An 18,936-nucleotide genomic window follows, 5' to 3' on the forward strand; every position below is an offset into this window, starting at 1 on the left:
ACGGGCCCCTCACCAGATCACCTCGGTGTCATGGTTGCGTCCGCCCTCGACCTCGACACCGTGGTCGGACTGGAGAGTAACCCGGTCGCCGTCAAGAGCGTCGGCTCCACCGTCCGAACCGCCTTCATAGCCGAGCAGGTCCTTGACGTCGCGCACGCAGCGGTCCAGCAGCCGGGCCTTGTTGATACGGTCCCGCAGCGCCCGCCGGGTGCGGGCGGCGATGTCCTCCGGGCCTTCTGCCGCAGCGTCGAACGCAGCGGGAATCCCGATCTCGGTCTTGTAGAGGTCGGCGATGTCGAGGACGAAAGACCGTTCGTGCCCGGAGTGCACGAAACCGAGGGCCGGTGAGCACCCGAGTGCGGCGACCACCGCGTGCGCGACCCCGTACATGCACTGGGCCGCGGCCGTGATGCCCTGGTTGGGCGGATCACCCGCTGTGAAGTCGTCGCGGTTGAACTCCCTTCGCCGCCAAGGGACTCCGGTGCGGAGGGACTCGGCTCGGTAGCAGTCCCTGACCCGTCGGCCCTCCATGCCCAGGAGCTCTTGACGCGTCCGGCCGGAGGGGTCCTCATCGGGAAAACGCAGCCGGTACATCGCCCGCGCGACGTCCAACCGTGCACGCCGGTTCGCCCATACCGTCGCCTGGGCCTCGGCGAGTGCCGATGAACGCGTCAACGCCCGCCCACCCGCGTAGAACCGGACCCCGTGCTCACCGACCCACACCACCGCCGCACCGCAGTCGCCGAGCACGGACATCGCCTGGTGGGTGATACGGGTACCGGGCCCGAGCAGCAGCGTGCCGATCGTCGCGGACGGGATGTGCGTGACCCCCTCCGCGTCCTCAGCCGTGATCGCGTTGTCGTCACGGTGGACGACGCAACGCTCCAGGTAGACGAACGACAGCCGGTCCCCCACGCGGGCGACCTCACGCGGCGTCGAGGCCCCGCGCCGAGCGACCGTGCTCATCGGACCGGCGCCAGTGTCATCAGCCCGCACCCGTACGCCTTCGCCTTGCCCAGCCCTTGGGTGAGAGTACGCCGCAGTACGTCGGGGTCGGTGACGGTCAACCGCCCGTCGTAGGTCACGGACACCAGCGACACGGTCCGCCGCTCCGCCGCCTTCGCGAAGCGCAGATCCCGCTTGTCCCGTACGAGGAGTTGGAGTTCGTCGCCGTACTCCAGCAACCGGCGGTCCGGGCTCTTCTCCACGACGGAGAAGCCCGACGCCCGCTGCCGGTCGAGCAGCCAGCGTTGCTGGTGACGAGGGGTGAGGTGCGCCGTGCGCTTGGTCGGCTCGTCGTCCGTGCGGCGGATCGAGTGGACCGGGTTGGCGGTGAGCCGGAAGGACCACACGCTGCCCGCCGTGAGCCCGTCGAGGAACGCTCCGTAGTCGTACGTCTGCCAGCCCGGCCCGTCGGCGGCGGGCCAACCGGCCTGCTCCACAAGGCCGGTGAGGTCCGGCCGCGTGGGGCTCACGATGTAGAGCAGCGTCTGCGCAGCTGAGTCGCGGTCGACCCGCCACAGGACCCGCGGGCCGTCGCCGTCGCGCGGAAGGGTGTCGGGGAACGACATCGTGACCGCGCCGTGCATACGGTGCGGTGAGCCGAGCAGCGCTCGGGCGTCGCGGCGGGCGGTGTTGATGCGGAAGCGGGTGAAGAACATCAGACGGCCTCCAGTCCGGACGTCGGGTCGTGATCGGTGGGACTCCGCTGAGGAGTAGGGATACCGGCCTGTGTGGAGGTCACGCCGCGCAGCGCGTACTGCCGGTGGGTCTGGCTGAAACTCACCGGCGTGTCCCGCAGGCTCACGTCGGGCGTGCGGTCCGGCGGGCTGTCGTGGAGGATGGTCAGCTGTCCTGGCTGCCGCCGGGACCGATACCAGGCGGACGCCTGCCAGGGCGCCTCTTCCAGAGCGGTGACGAGGTCGGTGTCCTCCCGTAGCCCCAGGTCCACGGGCAGCGCGGGGGGACAGGAGCGACGGCCCAGATAGGGCAGGTACACCGGCTCGCGCACGGCGGCGTACAGCTGACGCACCAGCTCTCGTTCGCCCTCGACCGCCGCCACGAACACCGCGTCGGCGAGATAGAAGCGTTCCGACAGCGGCATGGCCTTGTCCGTGTCGAAGTGGCGTGCGGTCTGGAAGTCCCGTAAGCGCGTGCCGGGTTGGTCGATCCGTACGCCGAAGCGCAGCGCCACCAGATCGCTGAGGTCGCCGTCGCGCCCCCGCCCCTGCGCGGCGGCGAGCATTCCCAGCACCCCGCTCTTCGTGGGCGCGTTCTCCGTGGTGCGGCGTACGAACCGCGCCGCGGAACCCCACGACTGCAGGGGACCGGCGAGCCGGAGCAGGAGCACACTCACGCCGGCGTCCCCGCCTGCTCCGCGGCCAGTCGCTCCGCGACCACCCCCCCGACCGTCTCCACCAGTTCGCCGACGGCCATCCCGCGGCCGAGGGCGGCCAGCGGCTCGGTGTCCTCGCCGACGCGTACGAGCCAGGTCAGGTCCGCGTCCTCGACTCCGTACGCCTCCTCCAGAGCGGGGACATGCCGGGCCAGGCGTTCGCACGCCGCCCGTACGAAGCCGCCCTCGCGGCCCGCGGTGACCGCCCGTTCGAAGGCGGTGACGAAGCTGATCGGCCGCTTGGTGCGCAGCTTGACGATGACGGCCGTCGGCAGGGTGTGGTTGCCGAAGGTGTTGACCTTACCGGTGGGCAGCGAGGTGATGAAGCCTTCGAGGAATGCCTCCACGGCGCGCCGGGTCGGGGCGGCGGAGTCCTCGCCGTCGCGCAGGCCCGCACCGAGGTTGGCTCGCAACCGGTCGATGTCGAGCGCCGCGTAGCGGTACAGGGTCGCCGAATTGAAGTCGACGACACCGATCATGCCGGCGCCGGGCTCAGCGTCGGTGTTCTTGTCGTCGACGGCCGTGTAGTAGTCGGACTCGTTGTCGACGGCGTGCACGCTGATGGCGTGGGCGACCTGACTCGCGGCCTCGACGTTCAGGTCGGTGGAGTCGGCGACCATCCGGCCGAACAGCGCGATGTCCACCGAGTGCCGGGTGTCGAGGAGCCGGCGGGCAAGGGCCTTGTTCTCCTTCGCCCTGAGAAACTCCTTGAGGGCCGCGACGTCGTCCTTCCCCCCGCTGCCCTTGATCGTCAGTTCAGCGAGCCCGTCGAGCTGGCGAGCGCTGAGGAACATCAAGTAGGCGGCCTCGGGCGCCGGTTCGGGTTCGCCCTCCTTGGCCTTGCGCTTGGGAGGGTCGATCTTGGAGCCGGTCGCGGTGCGCAGCATCTCGGCGGCGAGTTCGAGGGCTGCACGACGTTCCAGGGCCGGTTGGAGGGCGGTGAGCCGGGCGCCGAGCAGTTCGGCCACCTTCTTCGTGCGGACCCCCAGGTCCGACGGATCCAGCAGTTCCTTGAACTTCTCGCGGGTGGCCCGCTTCCACGCCTGGCTGGAGACACGGGACCGCCGGACTCCCCCGTACACGGCGGTCTTCGGGGAGCCCGTATCGTCCCTGTTGATATTGCTCGGCGGCACGGTCTGAAGGATGTGGACGTCGAGGATGGTACGGCTCACAGTGATCGTTTTCCTGTCGGTGACTGGATGGTTCGGAGGTCGTCCGGTGACCCGGAAGGTGCGTGACTCAAGCGCCCCGATGCCAGGCGGAGCGGGGTACGGGCGCAAGGGAAGCCTGTCGCCGCCAGGCGGCTTCGTGCTGGAGCGGGTTGGTGAGCCCCGAGGAGATCACTCTCCGCCGGGCTCGTCGCTCCGGTCGCGGACGACTCCCGCCAGGTGGAAGTCCCTGCCCCAGCTCCGGCGGACATCGGCTCGGGCGACGGGGAGTTGCCAGCGGTACAGCTGGTCGGCGAGCAGTCCGTAGTCGAGGGCGATGTCCTCGCGGCGCAGCAGCAGCACGATGTCGCGCAGCCTCACGGCCAGGACCTCGAGCGTCGTGGCGGTGCCGGCCCGGACGAACCGCCTGCGCACCGGCTCGTCCGGCTCGCTGTCACCCTTACCGGATTCCGCTGCCGCCCCGCGTGGGTTCATCAGCATGCGGACCGCCCTGCCGAGCCCGCGCCCCGCGACGTGCATGTCGGCGTCGCGATGGGACTGCTGGTGGAGGGCCCACAGCGTCAGGACCAGGTGCAGCGCTTCTTCGGCGCGTACATGGTCGATGTGATCTCGGCTGTCCTCCGGCAACTCGGCCATGGCCTCGGCCAGTTCGTCGGTGCCGGTGAGTCCCCACAAATCCGGTACGGCATGGGCCGGGCGCCCCGCGCCCCGCCGCAGCCGGGCGAGGGTGGACACGGCTGCCGGGCGGTCGCCGCGGTATCCCTTCTGCAGCCGCCGGATGCAGCGTTCGGCCGTGAGGCCGACCGGACCGCGTAGATGCCCGGCTCGGTCGGGAGAGGTGCTGGTGGTCATTGCGGGAGCTCCGTTGTGTCGTCCGTCGTGCCGTCGGTCGGGTCGTCCGGTTCGCCGCCCCGGGCGTTGTCCGCCCCGCCGTTCGCAGAAGAGTCCGCTGCGGCGCGGCGGGCGGCCGCACGGCTCAGCACGGTGTTGAGCCGGCGCCGGAACCACAGGTCGGCCTGCGCGTCGTTGACCCACCGCGCACCACCGTCGCGCAGATCCACGTACCGGCCTTCGGCCGCCGCCGGGCCTGCTCCGTCGAGGAGCCGGCGCCCGAGGTCGCGGACGATCCCGGAGACGGTGTCCTGCCAGTCGGCGCGGGCCTCCTCCGGATCGGTCCTGCGGGCGAGTTCGGCCAGCCAGTGACGGTACGGACCGTCGAGTGCCGCGAAGCCGAGGTCACGGGCGGTGTCGGTGGCAGGGTGGGGATCGGAGCCGACCGCTCGGGCCAGGTTCCCGGCCAGGTGGCCGTACGCGGTGACCGCTTCGTCCGCGTCAGCCACCGCGTCGACCGCCGCCCTGGCGTACTCCGGACGGTCGCGGTGCAGGGCGACCACCGGCATCACCACCGCGTCGTCCACGATCTCGTCGATCACGGACTGCTGAGTGCCGTACCTCGCGCCGACGATGCGTGTGCGCAGGAGACCGCGCGCCGGCAGGACACGCTCGTTGACGAGCAAGGCGAGCCATTCCACGATGCCGGGTGACTGGAGCGCCGCAGGCCCGCCTTTCCGCTGCTCCGTCGGTTCGTGTCCGCGGTCGCCGAGCAGCGCGGCCAGGCCGCGCCAGGCGGCACGCGCGGGGTCGTGCTGTCGCGGCAGGTAGACGGGCGTCCGGCCCAGCTTCTTCTCCTGCGCGGGGCTGCGGCGCCATCCGGTCATGGGTTCGCGCTGACGCCTGTTGTGCGCCTGGAGCGGATCGCCGTAGCCGAGGACGACTCCGGTCACGGCTTCCGGGGTGAAGTGGAGACGTACGCGACGGCTCTGCCAGGTGTAGAGGTCGCGCGGTCCGGAGGGTCGGGGTTCGGCGGGGTCGGCCGGGACGGGAGCCGCTCCGAGCGGGGGTCGCCGCCAGACGGGCAGATCCGTCTTCTCGACCAGGAGGAGATCCGTGTCGGCGGCCATGAGGTTGAGCAGCAGCGTCTCGCGCAGGGTGTCGCCCTCGGCGAAGACACCGCCCAGGTTCCCCGCCCAGCCGACACCCTGCGGATAGCCCTTGCCTCCCTTCACCCTCGGGTCGCCCACCGCGCCGGACTTGATCCCGGACACATCGAAGGCGTGCGCGTGCACCAACCAGCGCGCCGCCTCGGCGAAGCCCAGTTGGTCCGGACCCGGGTGGCGCATGCTGAAGAACGGTTCGCCGTTGGGCACATCGGCCACGATCCGGGTCAGCGGGCCCACCTCGGCCTTCTCCGTGTGCAGATCGGCGACCTGGAAGAAGGGGTGGCGCGGGTGGAGCAGGTCGAACCGGTCCCGGTGCCGTTCCAGATAGCCCGGGACGGCGGCGAACGGATCCGCCGCCTCCCACAGGTCCTCCCATGCCTCGAAGTCCGCGGGCCCCTCGACCGCGTCGTGCAGGACGGCGAGCAACAGCCTCAGCAGGGCGAACTCCTGTGTCGGCACGTCTCCGACCAGCCGCCGTACCGTGCCGGCCGTCGCGAAGACGTCGCGCAGCGACAGCTCTGCTGTCGTACCGTCCAGACGCTGGACGGGCAGCCACGGCCGGGAGACCAGATCGAACGATGGCACTGAATTCACCACTCTTGTGTCGCGCGCGCCGACAGGCGTCACCGTGAGCCCGCCGCTGCGGCTGTACGTGAGATCAAAGTCTGCCAGCCGGGTCCGACAGTGCTCGTCGAGAACGAGGACCAACTCGCCTGCCAGCCAATGGCATTCCTTGACTTGCCAGGCCTCGACGCAGAAGCGCTCGAGTTCCTCGACGGTCCGGTCGAGCACCCAGGGCCGGGAGAAGTGCCAGGGCAGCGTCAACGCGCTCGCCGCCGCCGCTTCCGCCGCCTGGCGCGGGGGCACGGTGTGCTCGGGAAGGTCGAGCCCGCCCCGCTTGTCGTCGAGCCAGGGAAGGGTCGCGAGGGTCCCGTCGTGGCGCCGTTGGACGACCAGCACCTCGATGCTCTCCTGGCTGTCCCTCACCTGGGCACGCCCCTCGCGGTTGTCGTCGGCGTCGCCGACCCCCGCGTCGACCCAGCCGATCACCGCACGGCCCGCGCGGCGGACCGGCCCGAGCCGGAACGCCTCGGCCCGCTCCTGTTTGTCGGCGAGCAGGGCCCTGTAGGCCCGGCCGTACGCGTCCAACACGTCGGTCCAGGCCGCGGGCCCGACCGGCTCTTGGCCGTACACCGCCTGGACGAGGGGGCTGATGTCCTCGGGCAGCCGCAATGCCGAACCGTTCAGGTGGGGTTGGAGTACGGCGAGTGTGCGCAGCAGGAGGTACTCGCCGCCGTAAACGCTACGGGAGCCCTCGGCCGCCTGCGGTGGCTCCTGCTGCCAGTCCGCACCTGTCACCAGGCAGCGGGCGGTACGCAGAGCCGCCGGCCTCCTGCGGGGGTGCCGGTGCAGGCGGCCCATCCGCTGCAACAGCAGGTCCACCGGGGCGAGATCGGTCACGAGAAGGTCGAAGTCGACGTCAAGCGACTGCTCGACCACCTGGCTCGCCACGACGATGTGCGGTCCTTTCGGGCGGTCCCCGTCCGGGCCGAACAACCGCAGGAGTTCCCGGTCCTTGGACGCGCGGTCGGCGGCCACGAAACGTGAGTGCGCGACGGTGACGTTCGCCGCCCCGAACCGCTCTTGGAGCCTCTCGGCGGCTTCGAGCACCCGGTCCACCGTGTTCCGCACGACCAAAGCGCAGCCGCCGTCCCGGAGTTCGGACTCAAGCCTGCCGACCAGAGAGGTGAGGTCGTCGTCCAAGCGCTCGACCCGGATGTCCGTACGGCGCCCCGAGGCGGCGGCCGGGCACGCGTACGACGTGGCGCCGTCCTGTCCCACGGCTGTCAGCAGCGGATAGGCGTCCGTGTGCGGAAGTACGGCGTCGGCGCCGGCATAGGCCCGTACGAGCGCTTGGCGGCGGGCGGCGGGCAGCGTCGCGGAGAGCAGGACGACGGGCACGCGGTACGCGGCAAGCCACTCCAGGGCACGCTCCACATAGACGTTCATGTAGGCGTCGTAGGCGTGTACTTCGTCGATCACGACGACCTTGCCCGCGAGCGCGAGATGCCGCAGAGCCAAGTGCCGGCTCTTGAGCGCGCCGAAGAGCACCTGGTCGACCGTCGCCACCGAGAACGACGCGAGCAGCCCCTTCTTCCGACCGCGCAGCCACTGGTGGGCCTGGAGATCCGCGGGCCGTGAGAGCTTCGCGGCCCCGGGCCTGGGCACGGGGACCGCACCGTCCGTGTCGACGGCCGCGATCGTACGGGTGCCCTCGCATATCAGGCCCGCCCACGCGTGGTTAAGGGCGGCTCTGGCGTGGGCGAGGAAGACGGATCGCGGCCCGTCGGCCGGGAGATGCTCCAACCAGGTCAGCAGCCGCTGGAACATGGCGTCAGCGGTCGCCCGCGTGGGCAGTGCCACGAGCACTCCGCCCGCACCGGTCCGCGCGGCAAGGATCTCCGCGGCGGCCAGCGCCGCCTCCGTCTTCCCCTCACCCATCGGGGCCTCGACGATCAGCAGTCCGGCGGGGTCCATCGTTCGGGCGACCCGTACCGTCTCCTCCTGAACAGGCCGGATACCCGAGGCAAGTTCGAACCGGGCGGAAAACAACTCCTGCGCACAGTAAGGGGGTTCGGCGGCCAGCCAGGCGGGCGGCAGCTCAAGTCCCTGCCACGCGGCGACGAGCCGTTCCTCCGCCGACCGGCGGGGCTTCCCGGCGCGGGCGGAGACGTAGGGGAACAGCGCAGCCGAGCTGGCGATCCAGTCGGAAAGGATCACCGTCGCGGTGAGCAGTACCTGCACGGTCTGCGGCAGCTTCACGTCCTGCCAGGCAGGCAGTCTGGCTTCGACACCGGCGAAGCGTGCGCAGGCTCGCAGCAGTTCGTACTGGACCTCTTTCCACCGTGCCTGCGCCATGCCCCGGGCACGGATCAGCTCCGGATGGACATCGAGGTCATGGATCCTCTGGTGTCCGGGGGGCACCCCGTGGTGTCCGCCTGCGACGATGGCGAACTGCGCACCGGCCCGGTGCGTCCACCCGTACCGCTCGGCCAGCCACTCCTGAATGATCAGCTGCCCGGCGAGCCCGTGCGGGGCGAGCTTCCGGTCCTCCCCGAACTGCTTCCGGTCCGGCATGTCCAGCCCGACATCCCGCATCCGCTGGGCCAGCCCCTCGACCTGACATGCGAAGGCGGGCGTGGCCTTCCCGACGTCGTGGCTGGCCGCCAGCCATACGGCAAGCCGCCGCCCGTCCTCCGTCCCCCCTGGCAGCACCTCGGCCACCAGTCCCTTGACGTTGGCCGGCACCCACTCGTCCCACAACCTCCCGGCGACGGCTCCGCTGTCCGCCATGTGCTGCCACAACGGCAACCAGTCCTCCGTGGGACGGTCGTGCTTCCCCCACGCCCGCCGGGCAGCCTGCGAGAGGTCGGCAAAGGGGTCCTGGGACGAGGAGCTGTTCGCGGCCACCGGCATATTCGACAACACAGGCTCAGCCTCAACGCGGGGATGTCAGAAAAAGAGCTGTCCCGACCAATACGCGCAGGCGATTGACCGATCTTGTCTCTTTCAGTCGCACGCTCAGTCGGACATGGCGAACCAGCGAACGCGCCGCCCGGCGACGAGGGAGCGCACCGGGCGGCGGCAGGATCACCTGGCCGGGGACTTTCAGCCGGATACGTGCCGAGGGGTCGGCTTTGCCCGTCGCGACATCCCCAGAACGAGAACGACGACTACGACGACAACGACGTGCGCCCATGGAACACCGGGCCCGACAGCCTCGGTTTGAACACCCATAACCGTCAGCAACACGCCTTCGGGAACCACTCCGGCTAACCGCGGCGCCTGCCCACGACGCACTTCTCTCTGTACCATCGGACCTCTCCTCATCGTTCATAGCCGTTCGACGCGGAGAGATGGCCGACCTTGGTGTTCCGCTGGCACGGAATGCGCCAAGGTCGGCCATCCCCCTTCCCAGCGCCGCACTCGCGGCTTCATCGCTGTCCGAATCCGGCTGGAGCTACGGATCAGAAAGTGGTCGTGCCCCTCCGTGCCCGATCCGTCGGGGAGGAGCGGGGAAGTGCGGTCTTCGGCGGGGTGCGCGCACGGGAACGGCCCCCGACCGTCGTACCGGGTCAGGGGCCGTTCTGCGTGCCGCCAGGGCGGAGGCTGTGGGATTTGAACCCACGGTGACATCGCTGCCACGACGGTTTTCAAGACCGTTCCCTTAGGCCGCTCGGGCAAGCCTCCCCGCGCCGGCTCCCCGGGGCCCCCGGGGAGGGGGAGGTGGGGAGTCGCGCGGGGGTAGTTTAACGGGTCAGTTGTCGGTGTCGCCGGTGCGGCTGCCGAGGGTGACGGTCGTGGTGTGGGTGGAGCCGTCGCGGGTGTAGGTGAGGGTGACCTTGTCGCCGGGCTGGTGCTGCCAGATCTCGCCGATCAGGGTCTGGCCGCTGTCGATGATGGTGCCGTCGAACTTGGTGATGACGTCGGCGGCCTTGAGGCCGGCCTGGGCGCCGGGGCCGCTGGGGGTGACGGCGGAGGACGCGTCGCCGGAGATCTTCGCGCCGTCGCCCTCGTAGCTGGTGTCGAGGCTGACGCCGATGACCGGGTAGACGGGCTTGCCGGTCCTGATCAGCTGGTCGGCCACGCGCCTGGCCTGGTTGATGGGGATGGCGAAGCCGAGGCCGACGCTGCCGCCCTGGGTACCGGGCTCGCTGGCGCCGCCGGGCTGGATGGCGGAGTTGATGCCGATGACGGCGCCGTTGGCGTTGAGCAGGGGGCCGCCGGAGTTGCCCGGGTTGATGGAGGCGTCGGTCTGGATGGCGCTCATGTAGGACGCGCTGGAGCCCTGGCCGTCGCTGGAGGCCACCGGGCGGTGCACGGCGCTGACGATGCCGGTGGTGACGGTGCCGGACAGGCCGAAGGGCGCGCCGATGGCGATGGTGGTGTCGCCGACCGCGGCCTGGTCGGAGTTGCCGAGGGGCAGCGGGGTGAGCTTGATGCCGCTGGGGTTCTTCAGCTTGACGACGGCCACGTCGTAGCCCTGGGCGCGGCCGATCACCTCGGCGTCGTAGGTGTTGCCGTCGGAGAAGGTGACGGTGAGCTTGCCGCCGTCGGCCGCCGGGGCGACCACGTGGTTGTTGGTGAGGATGTGGCCCTGGGTGTCGTAGACGAAGCCGGTGCCGGTGCCGCTCTCCTGGCTGCCGCTGGCCTTGATGGTGACGACGCTGGGCAGTGCCTTGCTGGCGATGCCGGCCACCGAGGTGGGGGCGCGGTTGAGGGCCGCCGCGTCCTTGGGCGCCGAGACGGTGGTGGAGCCGGAGTCGTCGTTGTCCTTCGCCGCGTTGTACCCGATGGCGCCGCCGACGCCGCCCGCGACCAGGGCGGCCACCACGACCGCGATGATCAGCACACCGGCACCGCGGCGCTTGGGGCCGCCGCTCGCCGGGGTCGGGACACCCGGGTACTGGACCCAGGCCGGTCCGCCGGGGCCGTCGCCGCCGCCCGGCTGGGTGGGCGGGGTGGCGTACGCGGGGGTGGCGGGCACCGCGTAGGGGTCCTGTCCGGGGGCGCCGCCGTGGCCCGGCTGCTCGTAGCCCCGGCCGACCGGTCCCTGCGCCACGGCCTCAGAACCGTACGCCGGGCGCGGCGTGTCGTACGGCGAGGGTTGCGGCGCCTCAGAAGGCGCCTCGTAGGGCGGCTCGTACGGCGCCGGCTTCGGCGCGTCGTAGGGCCGCTCGTAGCCGGTGGCGGGCCGCGGTGCCTCGTAGGCGCCGTAGGAAGACGGCGCCGGGACCCCGGCCCCGTACGTGCTCGGCGGCGCGCCGTAGGGAGACGGCGGTCCGACCGGCGGCGGTGCCTGGAGGGGAGCGGGAGAGGTGGTGACGTGCGCGCCGGCCGGAGCGGGCACGGCGGGCGGCGCGGGCGGGGCGGACACCTGCGCCGGGAGCACTTCGGTCCGCGCCGGCCCGGCCCCGGGTCCGGCGCCGTCCGCCGGACCCGGAACCGCGTCCGCGACCGGTCCGGCGCCCGGCCCCGTACCCGAGGAGGCCGCCGGGTCGCCGGCCGCGGGAACCTCCGGCGGTGCCACCGGCGGGGCCACCGGCGGGGCGGACGGGGTGAAGGGGTTCGCGGGGCGCGGGGCGGGCGCGGAAGGGGCGGAAGGCTCAGAGGCCGCCGAGGCACTGTCGCGCGCGGCGCCCTCATGCGCACCCGCCGCCGACTCCGCAGCCGGCAGCGACGAACCGGCTTCGTTCTCGGTGCTCACAGCGATTCTCCTCAGGGTCAGGACAGGCATTTGACTGCGCACAGCATTTCCCACGGCGTGTCGGACCGCCGTAAGCGGTAGCTGTGCGACGCCCATGTCATGAACCGGCCGACCTGACAGCGTCGGTCCGCCGTTCCCGCGACGGTTCACCGGCCGGGCGGGGCCGCGGTGGCACCATGGCCCGGTGACATTCGCGAGCGCCGTCCCCGGCGCGGACCCGGCGGCACGACCGGTGCAGGTCGTCGCCCACCGGGGCGCTTCCGAGGACGTACCAGAACATACGCTCGCCGCCTATCGGAAAGCCATCGAGTACGGCGCCGACGCGTTGGAGTGCGACGTGCGGCTCACCGCCGACGGCCATCTGGTGTGCGTGCACGACTGGCGGGTGAACCGGACCTCCAACGGCCGCGGCGCCGTCTCCTCGCTCGAACTCGCCGACCTCGCCGCGCTGGACTTCGGCTCCTGGAAGGGCCAGCACGCCGATCCCGAGGCGCCCGAGCGGTACCGGCAGGCCGGCGGCACCGGCGGGCCCGGCGGAGTGGTCGGGGCGGTCGGAGCCGATTGGGCGGTCGGAGCCGACGAGGAGAGCAGCCGCGTGCTCACCCTCCAGCGCCTGCTGGAGCTGCTCGCCGACACCGACCGCCGGGTCGAACTGGCCATCGAGACCAAGCACCCCACCCGCTGGGCCGGGCAGGTCGAGGAGCGGCTGCTGGAACTGCTGCGCCGTTTCGGGCTGGACCGCCCGCCGCCCGGCGAGCCCTCCCGGGTGCGGGTGATGAGCTTCTCGTCGCGCTCACTGCGGCGGGTCCGGCTGGGCGCGCCCGACCTGCCGACCGTCTACCTGATGCAGTACGTGTCCCCGCGCCATCGTGACGGGCGGCTGCCGGCGGGGGTGCGGATCGCCGGGCCCAGCATGCGGATCGTGCGGGCGAATCCCGGCTATGTGGCGCGATTGCATCGGGCCGGGCACCGCGTCCACGTGTGGACGGTGGACGAACCCGCGGACGTCGAGCTGTGCGTACGGCTCGGGGTCGACGCCGTCATCACCAACCGGCCCCGGCAGGTGCTCGCGCAGCTCGGCCGCTGAAGCCGCACAGGCCGCAGCAACCCCCCACGTCACAGGTGTTCCACCGCGGGCGGCGGCCGTCGCGAGGCGTGCCCCGGCGCGCACCCGACGGGTCCCGGCGGACATCGCGGACCGGACTGTGCCGATGGCATGCGCATTTCACCTACGCGCGTACGGAGTGCGTCAATAGACCGCGGTTGGCCTGTTTCCGGTCGAGTCACAGAGGGCATTGACCTTGTGGCGTGGGGTGAAGGAGGTCTCCGGGGGTGTCGTTGATGGTGGCGCAAGAGGTGCCGACGTCCACCACCATGGACCTGTCCCATGGTCCGGCGGGTGTCGCGGAGGCACGCAGAAGGCTGCGCACGGACCTGTGCGCACAGGACGTACCGGAATCGGTGCGGGACGACGCGGTGCTGATCCTTTCCGAGCTGGTCGGCAACTCCTGCCGGCACGCCCGCCCGCTGGGCGCCGACGCGGAGCAGGCGGACGCCGGTCGGCGCGGTATACGCGCGTCATGGTCGGTGGGTGCGGACGGCTTGCTGGTCCTGGAGGTCACCGACGGCGGCGGGCCCACCCGCCCGCGGCCGGCCAGCCCGTCGCTGACCGCGCACGGCGGCCGGGGACTCGGCATCGTCGGCAGTCTGGCGCTCCGCTGGGGAGTGCGGGACGCGCCCGGCGAGGTGACGGTGTGGGTGCTGCTGGCGGTCCGCGGCCGGCACGCCCGGCGGGACCCGTCGGCGCGCACGGGCGGCGGCCTGCCCAGGGGCGTACCGCTCGAACTCCCGCTGGACCTGGCGGAGTCGCTGGACGACCTCGGCTGAGCCGGGCGGGCCCCGTCGGCATCCGGCGGGCCCGGCGGGCCCGGCGCCGCGGGCAGGGACGGCAGGCGGTGGCCGGCGGCAGGTGGCAGCCGGAGTCGGCGGTACGGGACCGGGTCGGTACGGGAACCTAGGCCCGGTACGGACGCGGCCGGCAGGGGACCCGCTCAGTACGGGGCTCGGCCGGTACGGGAGTCCGGCCAGTACGGATGCGGCCGGTGCGGTACTCGCCCGGCGCAGGGCCCGGCCGGTGGGAACGCGACCGGTACGGGGCCCCGCCGGCCCGGACGCGGCCGGCGGCGGCTGGGGCCGGGCTCCGCGGGACCGCGTCCGACGCGCCTACGGGTGCGGCGCGCTCTGCCCGCCCGCCGCACCCGTACCGCCGACAAGTCGCGTCCCCGCCCGTCGTGGTCGGGTACCGCGCCCGCCTGCCGCTAGGCTCGCGGCCGGAACATCGCCGGAACGGGAGAGACCGAGCCATGGCCAAGAAGCGCGCGACCGTCACGAAGAACAAGGGCCCGGGGGCCGCGTCGGACGCGGCCGTTCCGGTGGTCGGCGCCCGCGAGCCGTGCCCGTGCGGCTCCGGTCGCCGGTACAAGGCGTGCCACGGCCGGGAGGCCGCGCACGCCGTCACCGAGCTGGTCCGCCGCCCGTTCGAGGGACTGCCCGGCGAGTGCGACTGGGTCGCGCTGCGCGAACTCGTCCCGGCCGCCACCGTACCGCTCACCCTCAAGGACGGCCTGCCCGACGGGGTGCCGTCGGTGACCCTGGGCACCGTGCTGCCGATGGCCTGGCCGGGGCTGCGCCGCGACACCGGCGCCGTACTGCTCGGTCTGCAGAACGACGCGTCCTCCGGCGACGTCAGCCGCGATCTGGCCGACACGCTCGGGCGGGCGCTGACCGCCGAGCCCGGCAACCCGGTCGAGGGCCGCCGCCCGGCTCCGGACGGCCCGCGCCTGCAGGACCTGCTGGACCTGACCGCGCCCTTCCGTCCCGAGGTGCACGCCGGCTTCGAGTTCTGGCTGGAGGACGCCCAGTCGGCGACCGGCGAGGTGGCCGCGTCGCTGGAGCAGGCGAACCAGGCGGCGATCCCGACCGTACGGCTGACCGGGGTCGACGCGGCCTACTGGTGCCAGACCCCGGAGAAGAACCATCTGCGGTGGGTCATGCCGCACCCGGAGGAGGAGTTGCTGGACGCGCTGGCCCGGCTGCACACGGCCGGGGTGTCCTCGCTCGGCGAGGGGACGCGGCTGGTCGGCTCCTTCCGCGCGCACGGTCTGCTGGTGCCGGTGTGGGACCTGCCGGTCGCGACGGGCGCGGACGACGTGGAGAAGCCGGCCGCGGCCTTCGGCGAGCGGCTGGCGGAGACGCTGGCCCGCGGCGGGCCGCTCACCGCCGAGGAGCGGAAGGCGCGCAGCGGCCTCACCAACCGGCAGATCACGCTGAGCTGAGGGCGGGCCGCGGTCTGCGGGCCGCGGACCACGCACCGCGGAGGACCGATACCGGAACGGCGGGTGCGCGAGCGGCGCCCCGGTCCGGGGTGGCGGCCGACCGGGGTCCGCGGACGCCGGCCGGGCGAGGCCGGCAAACCCCGGCCGGGCGGGCCGCCGGGCGCGGGCGCCGGCCGACCGGTCGGCCGGTGATCCCGGTCACAAGTCCCCAAAAACCCCAAGGGAACCAGCCGGCCCAGGGGTCAAGGAATTTGCGATCGGACGAAGTCTTGTTACCGTTTGAACGGTCCGGTCGCTGGTGCATCCCCCGTCGCCAGCGGCCGGGCCTTTTCTCGCCCGGAAGGCCCCCGAGCACCCCGGACCGGCCTGGATCCGCCGGGACCAGACCCGCCGGGACCGGCGTCGGTCCACCGGCTTCGATCCGCCGGGAGCGCCCCGCGCCGCCCGCCCGAATCCGCTCAGTCGTCCGACGGCGCGGAACCGAAGCCGGCCGCGCCCGGACCGGACGCCGAGGTCCCGGCGGCGCCGGCGGACCGCGCGGTCCCCGCGCCGGCGTCCGTACCCGCGGCCGTGTCCGTACCCGCGGCCGTGTCCGTACCCGCGCCGTCGGCAGCGGCCGGCCCCGTCCCGGTCCGCCCGCGCTCCACACTGTGCCCGGCGTTCCCCCGGTGCCCGCCGTCGTGTTCCGCCGTGGCGACCGCCAGCGGGAGGACGACCGCCAGCGCGGCCACACTCGCCACCGCGACCCGGCGCAGCCCTTCCGCGCAGACGCGCGCCTGGTCGTCGGGGGTCTGCTGCGACTTCACATGCCCCACCTCCGTTCGACGCTCACCGCGCAGGTCGCGGATGAAACCGAACATAGCGGTGTGGAAGGGGGCGTTCCGGTATCCTGACCGGTCCGCCCCCGAACGTATACGCCAGCGTAAAGTCGAAGTGGTCAAAATGTCAGCCGATCTCCGTCCGGGGCGGTCCGGCCGGCCCGGACCAGGGCTTCCACCAAGGTGCTGATCCGCGGCAGCCAGGGCGCCGGGTCGTCGGCGCCGGCCGCCGGCTCCCGTACCCAGCCCGGCTCGCCCGGGGCCGCCGTGTCCGCGCCGCCGCCGTCGGTCGCCGGCAGCGGCACATAGCCGCCGTCGCCGTGGTAGCGCAGCGACGTCGGCACCCAGTCCTGGCTGTTGAGGAGCTCGCCGAGCTCGGCGAGGGAGTAGGGGGCCACCAGGAAGAAGTAGCGGCTGGGGGTGGCGATCACCGGGCCGAGCCGGAAGCCGGTCTTCTCGATGGCGGCCAGCGCCAGTTCACCGGCCGCCGCGGGCAGGCTCGCCGCGGAGACCCGGTCGCCGGTGGCCAGGATGACCGGCGCCTGCGGGCGGCCGGTCCACCACCAGCGGACCATCCGGGCGTCGTGGGTGGCCGCGAGCAGTCCCGGGTCGAGGGGGTGGACGCCGGGCACCGGGCAGTCGACCCGCGGGCAGGCGCACGCGCGTTCGCCGCCGACCCGCCCTGTGCTGTGCCGGTCGTACCCCACACCGGGTACCACGCGCCATTTCCACTGCTCGGCGTAGGTGAGTACCGCGTGGAGCAACCCGCTCCGCCCCTTTCGCTGGAGTGAGAGCTTGCGTCGCCTTCCGAGGATCTCGCGCATCAGCGCTCGTTCCTTTCCGTTAACGCCCATGGATCTGCCCATTACACAACGTAACTGTCGAGCACTCCGCATACGAGGCGGCACGTCACGCCGCCAGCCGAGCGTGGAACATGGCGGAGGGTGGCGTGCGCTTGGCGCTTCTTTGCTGTCGGCGCCCTGAGCGGGCCACCGTTCGTGGCCCCTCGTCGGGCGCAGCAACCCCATTCGCCACTCGGGGTCGGGTCGGCCGTCAACTGTTCACGCACTACGACGCTTGAGCCGGACTTCGAGTTCCTACCCATCACCCGCGATATGACGCGCTGTTGGCTGGGATCAGTCGACAGCGCGCATGAGGCGGGGGTGGTCATTTCCGGCCAACGTAGGCCCCAACCTACGGCCGGAGCACCGGCCTCCGCAAGGCTCAGGGCCGACGCCGACACCTTTCTTGTACCAGGACAATCCTGGACATGCCTATAAGCGTGCGTGTAGAAGTGGGTTCGTTGGTAGCGGCGCGGCACGACATGGGGGTTTGCGATGCTATTCATGCAGATGCTCCGCGCATTGCGGATGAAAAACGCTGATTGCCCCGCCCATCGGCCGCAGCCCGCGAGTCCGCGGTCATGAGCCCCGCACACGTGAGAAAAGTGGCCGGAAGCGAGCGGACTTCTTCAGGGACGGCGCAGAATGCGGCCGTCCCGGTTTCGGCCGCGACCGCTCCGGCGCCGCCGGCCGCCCCTCCTCCGGGCGGTGCGCGCCCCGTCGTGCTGCCCGCCCGTGGCGCCCCCGACCACGCTCTCGCCGTTCAGGACCGGCTCGCCGCGTGGGTCTGCGACCTGTCCCTGGTCCATGAACTGACGGAGCGGCTGGCCGCTACGAGCACGCTGGCGGACACGCTCCGTGAGGTCCTCGCGGCCGGGGCCACCCTGGTCGGCGCCTCCCGCGGGCTGGTCGCCCTGGAGCCCGCCGACGGCGCCGGCCCCGACCTGACCGTGGGGCTCGGGCTCGCCCACGGGGACCTCGGCGCGCTGGAGACCGTCGGGCACCCGCCCGCGTCCGGCGGCCCCGGCACCGATCCCGGCGCCGATCCCGGCGAGACCCTGCTGCCCGACCTCCGGCACGATCCCGCCCTCGCCCCCCGGCACCGCGAGGTCGCCGCGCAACTCGGCCTCGGCGCCGGCTACGCCCTGGGGCTGACCACCACCGGCCGGCACCGGCTCGGCACGGCCGTCTGGTTCTACGACGAACCCGCGGAGCCCACCGAGCGCCAGCGCCGCCTCACCGGCCTGTACCTGCGGTTCGCCGCCGAGCACATCGCCCGCTGCCTGGACCTGCGCCGCGCCCAGGGCGCCGCCGCGTCCCTGACCGCGGAGCTGCTGCCCGCGCGGCTGCCGCGGGTGCCCGGCGTTCGGATGGCCGTACGCCACCGGACCGGGCCGCGCGGCGGCGGCGACTGGTACGACGCGCTGCCGCTGCCGGAGGGCGCGCTCGGCCTGGCCGTCGGCGGTGTCACCGGGTCGGGTCCCGGCGCGGTCGCCGCGATGGGGCGGCTGCGGGCGTCCCTGCGGGCGTACGCGGTGATGGAGGGCGAGGACCCGGTGGCCGTGCTGTCCGACCTGGAGCTGCTGATGCGGCTGACCGAGCCGGCCCGCTCGGCCACCGCGCTGTTCGGGTACGTCACCGCGGCGCCGGACCGCGGCCGGAAGGTGGTCCTGGCCGGGGCCGGGCACTGCCCGCCGCTACTGGTCGGGGACCACCGCTGCGCGTACGCCGAGACCACGCTGTCCGCGCCGCTGAACATGCTCGGCTGCTGGGAGGCGCCCAGCGTGGAGCTGTCCGCCCGACCCGGCGAGAGCCTGCTGCTCTACACCGACGGCCTGCTGCGCCGTACCGGCGAGCCCGTCGACCGGGCCTTCGCCCACCTGCACGCCGCCGCCCAGAGCGCGCCGCGCGCCGTACGCGAGGACCCGGAGCGGCTCGCCGACCACGTACTGCACGCCCTGCTGCCGGACGGCCTGGACCGGGCGGACGGGGTGGAGGACCTGGTCCTGCTGGTGACGCGGTTCGAGTGAACTCCCGGAGGCGGCGCCCGGAGGCCGGTCCGGAGCCGCGGGCCTCCGGCCGGCACCCGCCGCGGGCCGCCGGCGGCCG

Annotated in this window: 13 protein-coding genes and 1 tRNA gene; 4 read left to right on the plus strand and 10 right to left on the minus strand. The window is 72.7% G+C overall.

Annotated elements, in window-relative coordinates:
- Positions 1-9 precede the first annotated feature (9 nt).
- From cas1e to RLT57_RS14095, 8 genes are all read right to left on the minus strand, one after another.
- Positions 10-966: a type I-E CRISPR-associated endonuclease Cas1e gene (gene cas1e / locus RLT57_RS14060; protein ID WP_311297731.1), complete on the minus strand. Its 957-nt coding sequence runs from the start codon at positions 964-966 to the stop codon at positions 10-12.
- A complete protein-coding gene (gene cas6e, locus RLT57_RS14065; protein ID WP_311297732.1) occupies positions 963-1,661 on the minus strand; it encodes a type I-E CRISPR-associated protein Cas6/Cse3/CasE in 699 nt (232 codons plus the stop codon). The genes cas1e and cas6e overlap by 4 nt, the downstream gene beginning before the upstream one ends.
- Positions 1,661-2,356: a type I-E CRISPR-associated protein Cas5/CasD gene (gene cas5e / locus RLT57_RS14070; RefSeq protein ID WP_311297733.1), complete on the minus strand. Its 696-nt coding sequence runs from the start codon at positions 2,354-2,356 to the stop codon at positions 1,661-1,663. Before cas5e ends, cas6e begins: the two co-directional genes overlap by 1 nt.
- Positions 2,353-3,567 carry a type I-E CRISPR-associated protein Cas7/Cse4/CasC gene (gene cas7e / locus RLT57_RS14075; protein WP_311297734.1) on the minus strand — a complete coding sequence of 405 codons (1,215 nt, stop codon included), beginning with the start codon at positions 3,565-3,567 and terminating at the stop codon, positions 2,353-2,355. The genes cas5e and cas7e overlap by 4 nt, the downstream gene beginning before the upstream one ends.
- A gap of 168 nt (positions 3,568-3,735) precedes the next feature.
- A complete protein-coding gene (gene casB, locus RLT57_RS14080; RefSeq protein WP_311297735.1) occupies positions 3,736-4,416 on the minus strand; it encodes a type I-E CRISPR-associated protein Cse2/CasB in 681 nt (226 codons plus the stop codon).
- Positions 4,413-9,041, minus strand: a complete 4,629-nt coding sequence (casA, locus tag RLT57_RS14085; RefSeq protein WP_311297736.1) for a type I-E CRISPR-associated protein Cse1/CasA — start codon at positions 9,039-9,041, stop codon at positions 4,413-4,415. Before casA ends, casB begins: the two co-directional genes overlap by 4 nt.
- Before the next feature lie 687 nt (positions 9,042-9,728).
- Positions 9,729-9,815: transfer RNA gene (locus RLT57_RS14090), tRNA-Ser, on the minus strand.
- 67 nt (positions 9,816-9,882) lie between these two features.
- Positions 9,883-11,475, minus strand: a complete 1,593-nt coding sequence (locus tag RLT57_RS14095) for a S1C family serine protease (RefSeq protein WP_399129840.1) — start codon at positions 11,473-11,475, stop codon at positions 9,883-9,885.
- 541 nt (positions 11,476-12,016) lie between these two features.
- Here RLT57_RS14095 and RLT57_RS14100 point away from each other — a divergent pair.
- The 3 genes from RLT57_RS14100 to RLT57_RS14110 all read left to right on the plus strand — a co-directional run bounded on the left by RLT57_RS14100 (position 12,017) and on the right by RLT57_RS14110 (position 15,167).
- Positions 12,017-12,919, plus strand: coding sequence for a glycerophosphodiester phosphodiesterase family protein (locus RLT57_RS14100; RefSeq protein WP_311297738.1), 903 nt, complete (start codon positions 12,017-12,019; stop codon positions 12,917-12,919).
- Between the two features lie 254 nt (positions 12,920-13,173).
- A complete protein-coding gene (locus RLT57_RS14105) occupies positions 13,174-13,719 on the plus strand; it encodes an ATP-binding protein (protein WP_311300708.1) in 546 nt (181 codons plus the stop codon).
- A 476-nt stretch (positions 13,720-14,195) separates the two neighbouring features.
- Positions 14,196-15,167, plus strand: coding sequence for a DUF5926 family protein (locus RLT57_RS14110; protein WP_311297739.1), 972 nt, complete (start codon positions 14,196-14,198; stop codon positions 15,165-15,167).
- Between the two features lie 458 nt (positions 15,168-15,625).
- On the opposite strand, the gene RLT57_RS14115 is transcribed toward RLT57_RS14110, so the two are convergent.
- Together RLT57_RS14115 and RLT57_RS14120 are read right to left on the minus strand one after the other, a co-directional pair.
- Positions 15,626-16,027, minus strand: a complete 402-nt coding sequence (locus RLT57_RS14115; RefSeq protein ID WP_311297740.1) for a hypothetical protein — start codon at positions 16,025-16,027, stop codon at positions 15,626-15,628.
- A 77-nt stretch (positions 16,028-16,104) separates the two neighbouring features.
- Complete coding sequence (locus RLT57_RS14120; RefSeq protein ID WP_311300709.1) at positions 16,105-16,809, minus strand: bifunctional DNA primase/polymerase; 705 nt, start codon at positions 16,807-16,809, stop codon at positions 16,105-16,107.
- Between the two features lie 599 nt (positions 16,810-17,408).
- On the opposite strand from RLT57_RS14120, the gene RLT57_RS14125 reads away from it, so the two are divergent.
- On the plus strand, positions 17,409-18,857 hold the full coding sequence (locus RLT57_RS14125) for a PP2C family protein-serine/threonine phosphatase (protein WP_311297741.1): 1,449 nt from the start codon (positions 17,409-17,411) through the stop codon (positions 18,855-18,857).
- Positions 18,858-18,936 lie beyond the last annotated feature (79 nt).

This window comes from Streptomyces sp. ITFR-21 (assembly GCF_031844685.1).
In the GTDB taxonomy this organism is placed as follows: Bacteria; Actinomycetota; Actinomycetes; order Streptomycetales; family Streptomycetaceae; genus Actinacidiphila.